We start from the raw sequence: 16,272 nt of genomic DNA, 5'->3' as shown, positions 1-16,272 counted from the left end.
GATAGTATTTTTGCTGCCTTCATAACATGTTTCGATTTATAATCGTAAAAATTACAATTAAAGAGGTGCCAGGAATGAACCATTATGATTGTGTCATCGTAGGAGGGGGCGCTGCCGGCATTGGAATGGGCTGTGTGCTGCAAGATCTAGGAGCGGTGAATTTCACGATTCTGGAAAGAGGAGAGATTGGTTCTTCCTTCTTGCAGTGGCCTAAAGAGATGCGGATGATCACTCCTTCCTTTACTAGCAATGCCTACGGAATGCTCGATCTAAATGCCATTGCGATTCATACCTCGCCGGCTTATACCCTTGGTACGGAGCATCCTTCCGGAGAAGACTACGCTGATTATTTGCAGGCTGTGGCAGCGTACAAGGAGCTGCCGGTCCAGACAGGAGTAGATGTTATTGAAGTGCGCCGGCTGGAGGGTGAAGGATTTGAGCTGAATACCTCGGCCGGCGTTATGCGAAGCCGATTTGTGATCTGGGCTGCTGGCGAATTCCAATATCCGCGATTGGATGGTTTCCCTGGAGCCGAATATGCGCTGCATAACAGCTTCATACGGGAGTGGTCTGAAATCGCCGGTGATGAGACCGTTATTATTGGCGGCTATGAGAGTGGTGCGGATGCTGCCATACACCTTGCTAAGCTAGGCAAAAAGGTAACCATCATAGATCGGAATGGCCGTTGGTTAGAGAAAGGCAGCAGCGATCCCAGCGTTGAGCTCTCACCGTTTACGAAGGATAGGCTTAATCGCGTAGAAGATGGGCAGATTCAACTACTCCCGGGACATGAGGTGCATTGGATCGAACGAACAGAGGATGGAGGTTATCTTCTCTTTTGCGAGAACATCGAAGGAGGGGAGCGTTTTGTGAAGACGGCTCATCCGCCTATTCTCGCAACCGGCTTCCAAGGCAGCTTGACCATGATCAAGCATATGTTCGAGCAGAATCCGCAAGGAGGAGTGCTGCTTACTGAAAAGGATGAATCAACGCTCACGCCAGGTTTGTTTGTGTCGGGACCATCGGTTAGCCACGGTCAGCTATTGTTTTGCTTCATCTATAAATTCCGCCAAAGATTTGGTGTCATTGCCGAAGCCATAGCTGCCCGAATGGATGTCGATACGACCGTGCTGCAGCAATATCGGGATCAAGGGATGATGCTGTCCGATCTGTCGTGCTGTGGAGAGGACTGTAAATGCTGATTCATACTCATGAAGCAGAAAGAGCCGTCCTCCTTATCGGCTTTGAATCATCCGGCAAATCCGCATTGTTTCGTGGACTTACGGGTCACGAGACTGGAGAGGAGAGCAATTTTCGCGGGTCCACCGTTATGACTCGGAAAGGGATGTGGGCTTCTTCCTCTCTTGAACTCGTTGATGTGCCCGGCATTCGGATGAAAGATGACAGCGAAACAACGCGTGAGGCCATTAATGCCATATACGATGCGGATATCGTAGCTTTAGTGGTTAGAGCGACACATGCCAAGGTAGAGCTGCCATTGCTGCTTGAAGAAGTGAATTTGACGAATAAAAAGGTATTTTTGATTTTAACTTTTGCTGATAAAACGCGGATCGGTCTGTCGGAACTGGCTAGTTATTATGAGGATTGGCTTGGTATTCCGGTCAGTGTGGTAAATGCAAGAAGCTTGCAGGACCTAGACAAGACAAAGCTTCAACAAGCGGCAGCAAGTGCCAAGGCGATACGCCGGAAAGCAATGCGCCTTTTGCCTATGCACCCTGTCATACAGCCGCAGACGACTGTGCTTGAACACCCGCTATGGGGGCGGCCGTTTTCACTGATCGGAGTCGTTCTATTATTTGCTCTGCCGGTATTACTGGCGTACCTGCTGTCCGCATGGTTACAACCTGTAATTGACAGGAATGTGATCGAGCCCGTTAAAGGTCTGCTTGCGAATTCGCCGCCGCCGCTTCAAACCCTTTTAATTGGTGATTACGGGATAGTCACTCTGGGGTGGTATTCCTTTCTGTGGGCATTCCCCGTCGTTATTTTTCTCGGGATAAGCACGGCTCTTACAGAGGAGAGCGGGATAAAGGATCGCATTACCGACTCTCTTGATGGCTGGATGCGGAAGGTTGGTCTTAATGGCCGTGATCTGCTTCCTATACTAACCGGCTTTGGCTGTAATGTCGTTGCGGTTTTCCAAAGCCGTGCCTGCAGCGCCTGCACGCGCAAATCATGCGTAACCATGATTACCTTTGGTTCAGCTTGCAGCTATCAGATCGGGGCGTCATTGTCTATCTTTAGTTCGGCCGGTTATCCTTTGCTGTTCCTGCCTTATATTTTCTCATTAGGAATCGTAGGCGTCATACATAACCGTATTTGGAACCGGAAGTCTACGTTGCAGCCAAGCGAGTACTATATATCCAAAACCTTTCTTCAAAAACCTCAGTGGCGTGCAGTTAGCTGGAGAGTCCATACGGTTGTCAAACAATTTATCTTGCAAGCGATGCCGATCTTTCTGCTTATTTGTTTCATTGCAACCGTGCTGCAAATAGCAGGATGGATGAACGGGCTCTCTAAATTAGCAGCGCCATTTATGCAATGGCTTCATTTTCCCGAGGAAGCAGCAAGCGCGATTATCTTCTCGATTCTTCGAAAAGACGGTCTGCTTGTATTGAATCACAGCGAAGGAGCACTTCTGGATGCCATGAGCGCAGGACAATTGTTTGTGCTGGTCTATTTGGCTTCCACGCTCACCGCATGTCTCGTTACTTTGTGGACCGTACGCAAAGAATTTGGCTTTACGTTTGCTTTCTCTCTAGCCGGAAAACAAATGGTCACCTCAATAGTATCATCAATCATCATTATGCTGCTTGTCGGTTGGCAGCATTAATTCAAGGAGGACAACAATATGGATACGAGCTTACAATCTCATGATGACAAAATCCCGGTAACGGTCCTAAGCGGTTATCTAGGTGCCGGCAAGACAACCATCCTTAATCATGTTCTTAATAATAGAGAAGGATTGAGGGTAGCGGTTATTGTGAACGATCTGAGTGAAGTCAATATTGATGCCGATCTTATTCGAGACGGCGGCGGCTTAAGCCGGACAGAAGAGAGTCTGGTGGAAATGTCCAATGGTTGTATTTGCTGCACGCTGCGGGATGATCTGCTTTAGGAAGTGGAACGCCTTGTACTGGAGAAGAGATTTGATTATATCCTGATCGAATCGACAGGGATTGGCGAGCCATTGCCGGTTGCTCAAACCTTTACGTATGTAGATGAGGACCAGAACATTGATCTTTCGAAGTATACACGGCTCGATTGCATGGTAACGGTAGTTGATGCCTATCATTTCTGGCAGGATTTCCAATCTCGAGAATCATTGGCAGATCGCAATCAAGAGGCAGGAGAAGGAGATACAAGAAATGTGGTGCATCTGCTTACCGACCAGGTCGAATTTTGTGATGTATTAATTATTAATAAATGCGATATGGTCAGCGAGGGAGAGCTCGTTAGGCTTGAGACTGCTCTTAGGGGACTCCAGCCAGGGGCGAGAATGATTCGTTCCAGCCATGGGAAGATCGATCCCAAGGAAATTCTTAATACCCAGCTTTTTGATTTTGAGAAAGCAAGCCAATCCGCAGGCTGGATTCAAGAGCTTCAGAAGGAGCATCACACGCCAGAAACAGAAGAATATGGAATCTCTTCCTTTGTGTATCACCGTAAAATTCCGTTCCATCCAGAGCGTCTGCTGAAATGGATGGCGAAATGGCCTAAGGAGATCGTGCGGTCCAAGGGGCTTTTGTGGCTGGCGACTCGTAATAATATGGCCATATCCTTCAGTCAAGCTGGCGTATCGAGGCAGTTGTCGCCAGCTGGCTTATGGGTTGCTTCGCTATCAGAGGATGAACGACGTGTTTATTTCGGAGAAGAGTATCCCAAATCTACGGACTGGGACGATAAATGGGGAGATCGGGTGACCAAGCTTGTATTTATTGGTATTGCGCTGGATAAGGATGCCATTACTAGTTCGTTGGATGCAGCCCTCTTGTCTGACGAAGAAATGGAAAGCAACTGGCGATTATTAAAGGATCCATTGCCAGGGTTCTAAAAGAGATGAATACGATAATGCGGGAAAGCTGGAATAATCGTGCTCAGCAGTATGCGAGACGAATGGATAAACTAATGAATGCTTTAGAGTATCAGCAGCAGTGGCAACAAAAGCTGCAAGCTATGCTTGGTAATAAGCAGGAGCTTCAAATACTCGACGTAGCAACCGGTTCCGGTTTTTTGGCTATTCATCTGGCACAATTAGGACATCGGGTAACGGGACTTGATTTCTCAGAGGAAATGCTTCGCATTGCAGAGCTTAGAGCAAAATCAATGGGTCTTGATTGCTCTTTTGTTTACGGATTCGCCGAGGATCTTCCTTTTCATGCAGAACACTTTGATGTAATGGTTTGCCGCAACCTGTTGGGCAGCTTAAGTGATAGTCGGCAAGCTGTATTTAAGGAATGGCGACGAGTGTTGAAGTCTGGTGGACGGGTTTTGATCTGGGACGGCGACTGGAATGCCAGAAATTTATTCCCGTTCGCTCAATCGCAGCTTTCAAGTGGGAGAAAACCTCATCGACAGGCTAAAATCAAGCGTCAGGGGATATCCAAACGAAATCCATATTCAAGGTTGCTGTATAACGAGGTGGCGTTGGAATTAGAGGCAGCTGGTTTCATTAATATGACAACATGTGACAAAGAAACCAAATTGATGCATGGATTGCAAGAGGTAAAGCTTCAATGTGAGCCTTTATTTATAAGCGCTCAGAAGCCATAGCAAAACAAGGAAGGCAGTTCGGGATCTGTTCAACAGGTTTTGGACTGCTTTTCTGTTATTGTATTGAAACTTTTTCTGTTTTTTTGGTATGCTTAAGGAATAGATAAGTCAGGCGAAAGGACAGAATCTTATGGATAAACACAGCAAAGTACTGGAAATGGTCAACACGATGTCTAGGAATGGCTGGAGAGTTACAGAGCAGCGAAAAAGATTAGCTCAAATATTTGTCGACCATGACGGTTATTTGTCGCCGAAAGATGTATATGACCAATTATCTCAATATTATCCTAATGTCAGTTTCGACACGGTTTATCGGAATCTTCGCATGTTAAGCGAGATGGGTGTACTTGAGCATTTTTATTTTATAGATGGCGGACTCAAATTTAGGGAAAGCTGTAATACCCATCACCATCATCATTTAATATGTGTCAATTGTGAAAAAACACTTGCATTTGACGATTGTCCAATGGATCTTGGTGTCAAATTACCCGGCAGCTTTAAAATATTGCGTCATCGTTTTGAAGTTTATGGCCTTTGCGAAGAGTGTCAATAAAGGAAATGGGGAGCATATGCGCTCTCCATTTTTTTATGCAGTTCAGAAGTGTTGACTTAATTAATAGTAATTGTTACAATTAATTAAACGTAAATATTACAATTAAACAACGAGGTGTCTATAGTGAGTTTTGAAAAAAAGCTGCCTGTAACCGTATTAAGCGGATATTTAGGAGCGGGAAAAACAACGATCTTAAATCATATTCTGAATAACCGGGATGGCATGAGAGTTGCTGTAATCGTGAATGATCTGAGCGAGGTTAACATTGATGCGGATTTGATTCAAGGTGGAGGGGGACTGTCGCGCACCGACGAGAAGTTGGTTGAGATGTCCAATGGTTGTATCTGCTGTACGCTTCGGGAGGATCTCCTTCGAGAGGTGGAGCGATTGGCTATGGAGCAGCGCTTTGATTATATTCTAATCGAATCGACTGGTGTAGGTGAGCCAGTGCCAGTGGCGCAGACATTCTCTTACATTGATGAGGAGCAGGGCATTGATCTTACCCAATTCTGCAAGCTCGATTGCATGGTTACCGTTGTAGATGCTTATCGTTTCTGGAACGATTTCTCCTCCGGCGAGACATTGCTCGACCGGAAGCAGGAGGTTGCTGAGGATGATACTCGAGAAGTCGTTGATCTGCTTATTGATCAGATCGAATTCTGTGATGTATTGATTCTTAATAAATGCGATTTGGTTGAAGAGAAAGAGCTGGAGGAGCTGGAAACGGTGCTTCGGAGTCTCCAGCCTCGCGCCAAATTTATTCGTTCCAACCGTGGTCAAGTTGATCCGGCTGAGATTTTAAATACCGGCTTGTTCAATTTCGATGAGGCCAGCCAATCAGCAGGCTGGATGCAGGAAATGGCGAAGGAGCATCATACGCCGGAGACGGAAGAGTATGGCATTTCCTCCTTTGTATACGAACGGGCACAGCCGTTCCATCCGGAAAGATTAATGAACTGGATGAGTGAATGGCCGGAAGAAATTGTACGTGCGAAAGGAATCGTATGGCTCGCCACGCGCAACGATATGGCACAGAACATCAGCCAGGCTGGGCCATCTATCCAGTTCGGACCGGCAGGTAAATGGGTTGCGGCGCTTTCGGAAGCGGAGCAGAAGGAGCTATTGCTTGAGGATCCATCCATTGCTGAATCCTGGAACGAGCCATACGGCGATAGAGTGAACAAAATTGTATTTATCGGTCTTGATCTGAACCGCTCGGCTATCACAAACGAATTAGATCAATGTTTATTGACTGGTGATGAATTAATGATGGATTGGAATTTGCTGCATGACGAGTTCCCTAATCAATCGGACGTGCAAATGGAAGAGCAGTTTAAATAATGTAGGCCGGATCTTAAGGAAAGGAGGGAACTGTATATGCGAGTAACGGTTACGCTTGCCTGCACGGAATGTGGAGATCGCAATTACACAACAAGCAAAAACAAACGTACGACTCCCGAAAGAATTGAACTTAGAAAGTATTCGCCGCGTCTAAAAAAGTACACGATTCATCGAGAAACTCGTTAAATGAAAGGGGTATCCCAGAAGTCATGAAAATGACGATGGGACATCCCCTTTTTATTTGACGCTTTCCGCCTAGCTGACTGGTGGAATTGTTATTTTTTTGTGAGACCCGCTGTTTGAATCGATCTACTCGGCCGCCTTTATCGGCTATTTTTTGCTTCCCTGTAAAGAACGGATTAGAGGCTGAGCTGGTGTCGACTCGAATGACGGGATAGGTATTGCCATCTTTTACGATTAAAGATGCATTTAAAGGAGAGAATCGATTGATTGAAACATCCGTTGAGCAGCATCGAAATGAAAGCCCCCAATCAGTGAGCTGCATGATTATTACCGTGTCGGACACTAGGACCCCGGAGTCGGACAAGAGCGGCGGGCTGCTACGCGAACTCCTAGAAGCGTCGGGATTTGCGATATGTGCATACCAAATCGTTCCGGATGAGTATTCAGATATTCAATCGGCTATCCAAAACGGAGTTGCGAACCAAGCCGTGGAAGCCATTCTGCTTAATGGAGGCACGGGTATCGCTTTCAGGGATACAACATACGAAGCGGTAAGAGATTTGCTGGATAAGGAATTGCAAGGGTTTGGCGAGCTATTCCGTTATTTGAGTTATGCCGAGGATATTGGAACGGCAGCGATATTGAGCCGAGCTATCGCAGGCGTGTGCAGGGGAAAGGCCGTATTCTCGATGCCTGGTTCCACGGGTGCCGTTCGGCTTGCAACGAGCCGGATTATCATACCGGAATTGCGCCATGTGATGAGAGAGATCTATAAAGACGGCCAGATGCATGGGACAACAACACCTTGACTTTGTGGAGCTGGACAGCGAAGGACTGTTTCTGGATATCGTGACAAGGATAAGCTCCTTCGAGTCATTCCTATAGCGGGAATGATGTTGAAGGGGCTTTTTCCAGAGAGATAAGTTCAGCAGCAGCTATCCGTTCCCAACATAACCAATTGGTCGTTTTTAACATCAAGCTTTATCTTTTTGCTTTCTTTTCTGATTTGTCTTTCTATTGCAACAGGTATACCATTAATTATGCTCGTAATTTCTTCTTGATCTAATTCCTCTAGAATAAGCCCTATTTTAGGTCCGCTACAGCCCATTCCTTCAGAAACAACCCTTAATCCATTGACTTTGTGTTGGTCAAGCAACACCTGAATAGCGTCTCTTGCGGTTGATGTAATAATCATGATAGGAATTCACCTCCTTCCCCTGATGCAAGTTCACGTATTGCCTGAGCCACTAGTTCTTTATCGAAATGTTCACCGATAAAAACAACGACGTTTTGAACCTCTTGTTTTGTATCAAATTTGACAATCTCCAGTTCCCGATAAGCATACTGGAATAAAAAGCGATGATCACTATTAGTAAACTGGAGGAAGCCCTTGGCACGATAAACTTCTTTCGGCAATTGACCAAACAGTTCTTCAAACTTATGTTGATCTATCGGTTGTTCGAAGTAATGCGTAGAGACCATCACATGATTGTGGGTATGATGGTGTTGGCCGCGATTGGAAAGGATATGAAACGGCTTATTTTTCGGTATCTCCTGCTCGGAGGCAGGAGTTTGCTTATTATTGCTTGTCATTTGCATCAGAGAATCGATTTCGATGTTGCACCTTATTGTTTCCTCGACTCTTGCTTTAGGGTTCAATTCCCGGAGAGAATTGTTCATTTCATCGAAATCTGTTTGTACTATTAAATCGGTTTTATTTATCAGAATTAGATCTGCGCACCGTATTTGTTCTTGCATTAATCGAACGGTTTTACCTTTTGGTCCACGGGACGCGTCCAAGAAATGAGGTGCAGAGACCACCGTTATTACAAGCTGCAGTTCAATCCCGACAATAAGAGAAGTATTGGTAATCCCCTCAATGAGCTCTAAAGGGTTGGCTATGCCGGTAGATTCGATAATAATAACATCTGGTTGCTCCGTTCTTACAATGGACAGCAGGCCCTTGCTTAAATCATCTCGTATGGTACAGCAAATGCATCCGTTAAGCATTTCGGCCATGGGTACATTATCATCGACCAACATTCCGTCCAAATTCACATCGCCGATTTCGTTCATGACGACGGCTGGCTTCATGTTCTGCTGCAAATAATAATCAAGCATTTTTGTTAGAAGAGTTGTTTTTCCACTGCCTAAAAAACCCGAAAGCACATATACCGGAATTGTCTCCAACTAATTTTGACCTCCTGATAGGTTTGTTTTTAGCTTTAAAAGTCTCATGCTGTTCAATATCACCATAATTGCCGCGCCAGTATCACTTCGTACAGCGATCCATAATGTAAGCCATTCTGGGAAAATGAGAACCATCAGTGCACGGTTTTCCGCTTGTCGTAAGTGATTGAGGCTACGGCATCGTGAAGATGAATAGATTCCTCATTACGGCATTCAACAGTAAAAGCCTGTACGTCTTCCATTTCATACAAGTCTGCGGCTACAAGGCGAACCATATCTTCCACGAAACGGGGATTCTCGTAGGCGCCTTCCGTTACCTTTTTTTCATCTGGACGCTTTAGTATGGGATGGAGAGGACTGCTGGCGTTGGATTCGGCAGCATCCAAGAGAATGACTTTCCAGTCATGCTGGTACGATGTTCCGGGATCAATCACAACGGACATGGATACGACGCCGCGTTGATTATGGGCGCTGTATTCGCTAATTTCTTTGGAGCATGGGCAGAGCGTTGTCACGGCTACTCGTAAGCCTACAGTGGCTGTAAACGGCCTCCCTTTTTCATACGCAACCTTGATGCTCACGTCAGAGTGGTTCAATCCTGTTAACCCCGATACAGGGGCTGTTCGTTCGTAAAACCATGGGAATGAAAGGGTAATTTCAGCTCGGTTCTCCTCCATATATTCGGCAAGTTCTTGCGCGAAATGACACAGCAGAGACAGATCGGCAGTCAACCCCTTCCGGCGATAGGACTCCAGATGTTCCGTCAATCGACTCATGTTTATTCCTTTCGATTCCCGTTGCAGACTTGTCGTTAATTCCAAGGTTGCAATACTTGTTTGGATAGCAGGGGACGTTTCCGAATGTATTTGAATCGGATGTCTAACTCGGCTAATACCGACATGATCAATATGAAACAAATAATCGTCCTTTTTATTTTGCAGGTCGGCCATTCTTTCCTTCGTAGTAGGTTTATTGCCCAGGACAGGATCTACGGAACCAAAAAGTCGGTGCCGATTGACTTTGTCCGGTAGCATAAGAATGGATTTTGATTGCATAGTTATCTATTCCTCCTTTAAACGTAAGTTTTACGATTTATCCAATTGTAGTCAGAAGATCGTCTTATGTCAAAGCAGCGGGGTTTAATATTGACTTACAATCTAGTAATTGCTAACTTAATACTAAATGTAATAATTACGGATAAATGAGGGTTAGTCAAGTTAATTTCGATTGGTTAGTTGAAGGGAAGGGAGATAAGGCGTGCTTTCTAATAATCAAATCAATGAAATGCTCGAAGTGATGTCGCGCAATGGGTACCGCATCACGGAACAGCGCCAAACTCTGTTGGCAATCGTTATCGCACATGAAGGCTGTATGTCGCCAAAAGACATATACGTTCGAATGATTGAGAAATTCCCTGGCGTTAGTTTTGATACCGTATATCGTAATTTGCGAATTTTGAAACAACTAGGACTGGTGGAACAATTCTACTTTATGGACAGCGGATTGAAATTTAAAGCCAGCTGCAATAGTCATCATTATCACCATTTAATTTGTCAAGGTTGCGAAAGTATCGTTCCCATTGAAAATTGCCCCTTGGAGCGCCTGATTCACTTACCTGAAAATTACAAAATACTGTATCATCGTTTTGAAATATACGGCTTGTGCGAGCAATGCCAGTGAACGGCATATGCGTTGTTTTATACGCATTATTTTGATCAGCCAATTGACAATAATTGGTTTGAGCACATGATCAGCAGATAGCCGGATAATGTTTATAGGGCCAAAGGAGGTATACAGCGGCAGATACTGGGTAGCGGATGTCTGGAATTCGAGCTGCCTAAGAAAAGAAGATTGTCAACTGCCTTTAATCTTCATATAATTGAAATGTATTAGTAATCTTTACGAATAGATGGAGGTTCACTTGAATCAGAAAACCATATTGTCCTGGAGACCAGAGTATACTTACATAATTGCAATAGCCCTTGTAGTCGGTATTGGTCTTCATCCTGAATGGCTAAACCCGGATGTCATACTCAACTCAACTCGAATTAGCACATTCAAGACGATGCTAATCAGCATCGTTCTTGAGACGCTGCCTTTTCTGCTCCTTGGCGTAGCCGTATCCTCTCTGATGCATGTATTTATACCAGAAGCTTGGATTCGCCGCTTCATACCTAAAAATCCGCTGCTGGGAATTCTAATCGCCTGCTTGCTGGGGATTTTGTTTCCCGTCTGTGAGTGCGGTCTCATCCCGGTAGTCAGAAGACTGATGGCCAAAGGAATGCCGTTATATGTGGGAGTTGCTTTTATACTTGCAGGTCCAATCGTAAATCCAATCGTCTACTCGGCTACTTATGTCGCCTTTCGCAACAGACCAGAGATGGTAAATGCCCGAATGGGATTAGCGGTGGTTGTAGCCTTAATTATTGCTCTTATTGTCTACTTTTTTGTAAAGAGCAATCCAATGAAAACGGCGGAGGATACGATGAATGCTTCAAATCCTCTAAAAGTACTTCGAGTCACGAAAAAGACCGGAAAGTTTAGTGAAGCGATACGACATGCGGGCGGCGAGTTTTTCGATATGGGTAAGTATGTCATATTCGGCTCTATACTTGCAGCGCTTATTCAAAGCTTTATCCCTCGTTCGGAGCTGCTAGTCGTTGGCCAAGGAGAGTATACATCCCATCTATTTATGATGGGCTTTGCCTTCTTCCTTTCCCTGTGTTCAACGTCTGATGCATTTGTCGCTTCTTCGTTCCTTGGCACATTTTCAGCAAGCTCGCTTTTAACGTTTATGGTATTCGGGCCAATGATTGATATGAAGGGAACCTTGATGCTGCTTTCTATATTTAAGGCGAGGTTTGTCGTGCTGATTATTGCTTTGCTCGTCATTATTGTTCCGGTTGGTTCCATGCTTGTTCAGAAGCTTTTTTGGTAACGTCTGTCTTACAGGATTAGGATTGGAGGAACTGTTAATGGAGGAACAGAGGCATATAGCTGTGCATCATATCATTCGCGCGGTTATTCTTGGAGGATTTTCTTTCTATGTCGTTCATTTGGTCAAAATGGATAAGCTGCAATATTACTTGGCGCCTAGAATGATGCCTTATATTAAATATTCGGCAGTCGCGTTGTTTCTACTGGCCGCTTATTATGTATATATGGCATTACAAAGTTCTGACCATAAGCACGAGCATGACGCAGACTGCGACTGTGGACACGAGCCAACCCGTTCTTTACCGAAAAATATGGCTATTTACAGCGTGTTTCTGCTTCCGCTTTTGTTCGGGTTTCTATTTCCCGACAAAATTATGGGAAGCGATGTAGCGTCGGTGAAGGGAATGAACCTGACTGTCAAAAACGTACAGCAGCCAATCAAGAAGGCTTCAGTACCCTCTGCGAAGGCTGCAACTGAAAAGACTCAACCCGTTCAGAATACATCAGGCATGGGATCTTCTACAGCTAATACAACGTCCAAGCCGAGCCTTGACGATCTATTTCCGTATGATGAATATACAAAGGACTTTTCGGATCTCGGTAAAATATTATACACCAAAGATGTAATTACAGTGAAGGATGAAGGATTTCTTGAATATATCTCAACCCTAGATCTGTACAGGCATAATTTTATTGGGAAAACCGTTGTCTTGAGCGGTTTTGTTTATCGGGAAGAAAACATGGCCGCCAACCAGTTTGCCGTTTCCCGTATGGCCGTGTCCTGCTGTACGGCGGATGCTGAGCCTTACGGAATAATGGCAGAATGGAGCAAAGCGGCTGACCTAAGCAAGGATACCTGGATAACCTTGACGGGCGACATTGGCCTGAAGGAATACAATGGAAATGAAATTATTGTGTTAAACACCCGAAAAGTAACTACGATTCATGCTCCAAAAGATCCGTACGTCTACCCCTATTTTGGGGATATTACCGAATTGGAAAAGAAGTAAACGTCTATTGCCTTTGCCATCCGTGACATGGCAGAGGCAAAATTCATTAAAAGATTCGAAGAACATATTGATACTTGTTTGTTTACCTGCTATACTACAAAACGTAAACATTACGATTTAGAGTGTTTTATTTTTTTGTTTGTTAACTGTAATTATTACTTATAAGGGGCGGGTTGTTGTTGCATAATTCTTACGAACATATTATTGAAGCAATGAACCGCCAAGGATTACGTTTAACGGAACAAAGAAAGTCTATTGCAAGAATTTTTGCCAGCACGGGTCACTATTGCTCCGCTAAAGAGATCTATTTGAAACTTCTGTCCGCGCATCCGGACATTAGTTATGATACGGTGTATCGGAATCTGAAGATGTTGCTTGCACTTGGTATATTGGACCAAATTTATTTGCAGGATGGTGCTAGATTTAAAGCCTGCTTAAACCGGGATAAAGAAGTTGAACGGCAGGTCATTTGCTTGCATTGTGGTCAAGTAATCCCATTCGAAGAGGGAAATTTACCTTTAGTTTCTGGTATGCCTAACGGGTTTGAAACCATCAGCATCAGATACTATGGGTATTGCAGATCATGCAGCAATAATACAAGGAAGGAATGAAAGATCATGGTTCTGTTAACGATGGATAAGGTTGAATTTGGTTATACGGACGTGCCTTGTCTGGAGGATGTCTCCTTTCAGGTCTCTGCAGGTGAATTTGTTGCGGTTACAGGGCCAAACGGCTCTTCTAAATCCACTTTGCTAAAATTGGCCTTAGGCTTGCTTCGTCCACAAAAAGGAGAGGTTAAACTTCAAGGCCACAACCCGGATGGAAGCAAGCTAAAGATTGGTTACGTCCCGCAGCATATCGTCGCATTTAATAGCGGCTTCCCAAGCAGGGTGCATGAATTTGTTAGATCCGGTAGGTATGCAGAGGGTTCCTGGCTGAGGAGATTGAAACCAAGAGATCATGATATCGTGGAAAAATCGCTGCGAGATGTCGGAATGTGGGAGATGAGGGGACGCAAGATTGGCGAACTGTCAGGCGGGCAGAAGCAGCGGATCTGCATCGCGCGAGCTATGGCAAGAGAGCCGGAACTGCTTGTTATGGATGAGCCGACTGCCGGAATGGATCTGCAGAGCCGTACGTCCTTTTATACACAAATGCGTCGTCAAGTTACGCAGTACAACCGTACGGTCATTATTGTGACGCATGAGTTGTCCGAAGCGGGCTCCTTCCTTGACCGGACGATTGAACTGACGAGAAAGGAGGAAGGCGCATGGAAATGCTGCACTACGACTTTATGCAGCGGGCATTTTGGGCTGGCGGAATAATAGCTATTCTCGCGTCGACTTTAGGCGTATATCTCATGCTCCGCCGTCAAGCTTTAATTGCAGATATGCTGTCTCATGTTTCGCTTGCCGGTGTCGCTGCAGGAACCTATCTGCATATAAACCCCTCCATTGCTGGCTTTATTGTTGCTATGCTGGGCGCAATTGCGGTTGAATATGTTCGACGTTCCTATAAATCCTTCAGCGAAGTTTCCGTCGCCATTATTATGGTCAGCGGTCTGGCAAGCGCCGTTGTACTTATGAGCTTGATCAAAGGAACAAGCAAAAGCTTATCCTCTTACTTATTCGGATCCGTTGTTGCGGTTAATACGGCGGATTTATGGCAGATGATAGGGGTAGCGGTGGTTGGAGCAATCTTCTTCTTTTTTTTCCGGCGACCGCTTTATCAGATTTCTTTCGATGAAGAAACGGCCAAAACCGATGGGCTGCCGGTGAAATGGATTTCGTTATTATTCAGCATCATGACCGGCATGATCGTATCTTCCGCCATGCCGATTGTAGGGGTATTGCTTGTTTCGGCGCTTGTTATTCTCCCTGCGGCGTTTGCTGTCCGAATAGCGGTAAGCTTTAGCGCCGCAATCGGAATTGCATGCGCAGCCGGGCTTGTAGGCGTATTCTCGGGCCTTACGGCATCCTATCATTTAAACACGCCTCCGGGAGGCACGATCGCCATTATTCTGCTTATCATTCTAGGTGTGGGAGTACTGGTGCAAAAGACAACGCTGCGTGCTCGAAGCCGGGTGAGAAATACGGAATCAAAGCGTAAATTTTACACTTATCAATAAATTTATTTAGAAAAAAGGAGAGTTATAATCATGAAAAGTTGGATGAAAAAAACATTAGTCATTTCGGCCTTTCCTGCCTTGCTGTTGTCGGGCTGCGGAAACTCAAACCAAGCTGCAAATACTGCGGCAAATGCGGATAACGCTGCGGCCACGCCTGTTGAGTCGGCGGCGTCATCCGGAGAGAAGCTGAAGGTAGTCGCTACCTTTTACCCGATGGTTGAATTTACGAAGCAAATAGCGGGGGATCATGCGGATGTGGTTGGACTTGTGCCTTCTGGCGTGGAACCGCACGACTGGGAGCCAAGCGCTAAGGATATGGCCGCTATTCAGGATGCCAATGTATTTGTATACAACGGTATTGTTGAAGAATGGGTGGACTCTGCACTAAAAAGTACCGTAAATCCGGATAGAGTCGATGTTCAAGCTAGTGCCGGTATTTCTCTGATGGAAGGCGTAGAAGAAGAGGATGAGCATGGGCATGAAGGCGAAGCGGAAGAAGGGCATGATCATGAATCGACGTTGGATCCGCATGTGTGGTTAAGCCCTGTACTTGCTCAAGATGAAGTGAAATCGATAAAAGATGCACTTGTCAAGGCGGATCCGGCCAATACAACAGATTATGAAAACAATGCGAATGCATTCATTGCCAAATTGAAAGAGCTCGACGAGGCTTATAAAACGAAGCTGGCGGAAGTGAAAAGAAAAGACTTCATTACGCAGCATGCCGCTTTTGGGTATTTGGCCAAGCAATATGGCCTAACTCAGGTTCCGATTGCGGGCTTATCGCCCGAGCAAGAGCCTAGCGCCGAAGAAATGGCTAATGTCGTGGAATTCGCCAAACAAAACAACGTTCATACGATCTTTTTCGAGACGCTTGTAAGTCCAAAGGTTGCGGATACGATTGCCAAGGAATTGGGAGCGGAGACGGATGTTCTGAATCCGATTGAAGGATTAACGGAGGAAGATATTAAGCAAGGCATTGATTATATCGATATCATGTACAGCAATCTGGATGCGTTAACGAAATCTTTAAAGAAATAAATATCGTTCGGATTTCAATTAGTTAATCTTTTACAACAACCGCCCATAGCCAAAGGGCGGTTGTTTGCGTTATTAAAGATCCCGTTCGAGTGAGG

Annotated in this window: 17 protein-coding genes and 2 pseudogenes; 15 read left to right on the top strand and 4 right to left on the bottom strand. The window is 45.2% G+C overall.

Features of this window, described 5'->3' with window-relative positions:
- Nucleotides 1-74: 74 nt before the first annotated feature.
- From CFI03_RS13745 to rpmG, 7 genes and pseudogenes are all read left to right on the top strand, one after another.
- Complete coding sequence (locus tag CFI03_RS13745; RefSeq protein ID WP_248757662.1) at nt 75-1,202, top strand: NAD(P)/FAD-dependent oxidoreductase; 1,128 nt, start codon at nt 75-77, stop codon at nt 1,200-1,202.
- Nucleotides 1,196-2,854 carry a nucleoside recognition domain-containing protein gene (locus tag CFI03_RS13740; protein WP_248757661.1) on the top strand — a complete coding sequence of 553 codons (1,659 nt, stop codon included), beginning with the start codon at nt 1,196-1,198 and terminating at the stop codon, nt 2,852-2,854. The genes CFI03_RS13745 and CFI03_RS13740 overlap by 7 nt, the downstream gene beginning before the upstream one ends.
- 18 nt (nt 2,855-2,872) lie before the next feature.
- Nucleotides 2,873-4,075, top strand: a pseudogene (locus CFI03_RS13735) (GTP-binding protein).
- Between the two features lie 5 nt (nt 4,076-4,080).
- On the top strand, nt 4,081-4,794 hold the full coding sequence (locus CFI03_RS13730) for a class I SAM-dependent methyltransferase (RefSeq protein ID WP_248757660.1): 714 nt from the start codon (nt 4,081-4,083) through the stop codon (nt 4,792-4,794).
- Nucleotides 4,795-4,924: 130 nt separating this feature from the next.
- The gene (locus tag CFI03_RS13725) at nt 4,925-5,347 is read left to right on the top strand and encodes a Fur family transcriptional regulator (protein WP_248757659.1); all 423 of its coding nucleotides are present in this window, start codon (nt 4,925-4,927) and stop codon (nt 5,345-5,347) included.
- A 120-nt stretch (nt 5,348-5,467) separates the two neighbouring features.
- Complete coding sequence (locus CFI03_RS13720; RefSeq protein WP_248757850.1) at nt 5,468-6,688, top strand: GTP-binding protein; 1,221 nt, start codon at nt 5,468-5,470, stop codon at nt 6,686-6,688.
- A 36-nt stretch (nt 6,689-6,724) separates the two neighbouring features.
- The gene (gene rpmG / locus CFI03_RS13715; RefSeq protein ID WP_248757658.1) at nt 6,725-6,874 is read left to right on the top strand and encodes a 50S ribosomal protein L33; all 150 of its coding nucleotides are present in this window, start codon (nt 6,725-6,727) and stop codon (nt 6,872-6,874) included.
- A gap of 94 nt (nt 6,875-6,968) precedes the next feature.
- On the opposite strand, the pseudogene rpmE reads toward rpmG, so the two are convergent.
- Nucleotides 6,969-7,193 (bottom strand): annotated as a pseudogene (gene rpmE, locus CFI03_RS13710) (50S ribosomal protein L31); the annotation flags it as partial.
- Between rpmE and CFI03_RS13705 the strand changes: the two are divergent.
- Nucleotides 7,192-7,680: a MogA/MoaB family molybdenum cofactor biosynthesis protein gene (locus CFI03_RS13705; protein ID WP_481857680.1), complete on the top strand. Its 489-nt coding sequence runs from the start codon at nt 7,192-7,194 to the stop codon at nt 7,678-7,680. The pseudogene rpmE and the gene CFI03_RS13705 sit on opposite strands and share 2 nt — an antisense overlap.
- Before the next feature lie 116 nt (nt 7,681-7,796).
- Here the strand turns inward: CFI03_RS13705 and CFI03_RS13700 are convergent, their stop codons facing one another.
- From CFI03_RS13700 to folE2, 3 genes are all read right to left on the bottom strand, one after another.
- A complete protein-coding gene (locus CFI03_RS13700; protein WP_248757656.1) occupies nt 7,797-8,066 on the bottom strand; it encodes a hypothetical protein in 270 nt (89 codons plus the stop codon).
- Entirely contained in the window at nt 8,063-9,061 is a 999-nt protein-coding gene (locus CFI03_RS13695; RefSeq protein WP_248757655.1) for a CobW family GTP-binding protein, read from the bottom strand. The genes CFI03_RS13700 and CFI03_RS13695 overlap by 4 nt, the downstream gene beginning before the upstream one ends.
- 134 nt (nt 9,062-9,195) lie before the next feature.
- Nucleotides 9,196-10,116, bottom strand: coding sequence for a GTP cyclohydrolase FolE2 (folE2, locus tag CFI03_RS13690; RefSeq protein ID WP_248757654.1), 921 nt, complete (start codon nt 10,114-10,116; stop codon nt 9,196-9,198).
- Between the two features lie 202 nt (nt 10,117-10,318).
- On the opposite strand from folE2, the gene CFI03_RS13685 reads away from it, so the two are divergent.
- From CFI03_RS13685 to CFI03_RS13655, 7 genes are all read left to right on the top strand, one after another.
- Entirely contained in the window at nt 10,319-10,741 is a 423-nt protein-coding gene (locus CFI03_RS13685) for a Fur family transcriptional regulator (protein ID WP_248757653.1), read from the top strand.
- 241 nt (nt 10,742-10,982) lie between these two features.
- Nucleotides 10,983-11,999, top strand: a complete 1,017-nt coding sequence (locus CFI03_RS13680) for a permease (protein ID WP_248757652.1) — start codon at nt 10,983-10,985, stop codon at nt 11,997-11,999.
- 37 nt (nt 12,000-12,036) lie between these two features.
- Nucleotides 12,037-13,008: a TIGR03943 family putative permease subunit gene (locus CFI03_RS13675; protein ID WP_248757651.1), complete on the top strand. Its 972-nt coding sequence runs from the start codon at nt 12,037-12,039 to the stop codon at nt 13,006-13,008.
- A gap of 179 nt (nt 13,009-13,187) precedes the next feature.
- Nucleotides 13,188-13,619, top strand: coding sequence for a Fur family transcriptional regulator (locus CFI03_RS13670; protein WP_248757650.1), 432 nt, complete (start codon nt 13,188-13,190; stop codon nt 13,617-13,619).
- 6 nt (nt 13,620-13,625) lie between these two features.
- Nucleotides 13,626-14,333, top strand: coding sequence for a metal ABC transporter ATP-binding protein (locus CFI03_RS13665; RefSeq protein WP_248757649.1), 708 nt, complete (start codon nt 13,626-13,628; stop codon nt 14,331-14,333).
- Complete coding sequence (locus CFI03_RS13660; RefSeq protein ID WP_248757648.1) at nt 14,279-15,136, top strand: metal ABC transporter permease; 858 nt, start codon at nt 14,279-14,281, stop codon at nt 15,134-15,136. Before CFI03_RS13665 ends, CFI03_RS13660 begins: the two co-directional genes overlap by 55 nt.
- 30 nt (nt 15,137-15,166) lie before the next feature.
- A complete protein-coding gene (locus tag CFI03_RS13655) occupies nt 15,167-16,177 on the top strand; it encodes a metal ABC transporter substrate-binding protein (RefSeq protein ID WP_248757647.1) in 1,011 nt (336 codons plus the stop codon).
- Nucleotides 16,178-16,272 lie beyond the last annotated feature (95 nt).

It is taken from the genome of Paenibacillus sp. ATY16 (genome assembly GCF_003399985.2).
GTDB classification, from domain to species: domain Bacteria; phylum Bacillota; class Bacilli; order Paenibacillales; family Paenibacillaceae; genus Pristimantibacillus; species Pristimantibacillus glycanilyticus.
Note: the sequence above shows the minus strand (reverse complement) of the source record. Positions and strands in the feature narration are given on the sequence as shown.